We start from the raw sequence: 591 nt of genomic DNA on the forward strand, positions 1-591 counted from the left end.
AACTGGCCATTGCGAGAGCCAAAGACCGAGTGACTTTCGGTAAACCGCTAGTGGCGCGCCAGGCGATTCAACAAACGTTGGCGGACATGGGCACCCAGGTGCATGCGTTACGCGTCATGTTGCGTGACTGTGCGCAGAAATTCGATCGCGGTGAGGATATCGAAATGGTATCCGCCATGTGCAAACTGCACGGCATCGACACGGTACGCACGGTCTCTGACAGTTGCCTGGAAATCTTCGGCGGTATTGGCTATTTCGAAGATAACCCCTATGGCCCGGTAGAGAGAATGTACCGTGATGCACGCGCGTTATGGTTCGAGGAAGGGCCACGTACGGTGCAGCGTCTAACCATCGCCCGTCCGTTGATTGAAAGCCGCGGCGTCATTTTGTGATAACGCCCTACACCCTGCAATAGTGACCGCCGTAAGGCACGTCCTGCGGCGTTCCCCCCCTGGGAGTCATCATGAACGCATCTCTTGGAAACAGACGCTGGGGTATCATTGCCCTGCTGATCGTCGATTACTTTGTTATGTTTGTCGCCCGCAGCAGCATGTCCGTATGTGGGCCTGCGTTAATGCAACAGTTTGGCTG

General features: G+C 55.5%; 1 protein-coding gene. It reads left to right on the forward strand.

Annotation, left to right across the window (positions count from 1 at the left end; genetic code table 11):
* The coding region (locus J5224_RS34125; RefSeq protein ID WP_264629281.1) for an acyl-CoA dehydrogenase family protein at window positions 1-392 on the forward strand (392 nt) is incomplete at its 5' end.
* Window positions 393-591 lie beyond the last annotated feature (199 nt).

It is taken from the genome of Candidatus Symbiopectobacterium sp. NZEC135 (genome assembly GCF_025962695.1).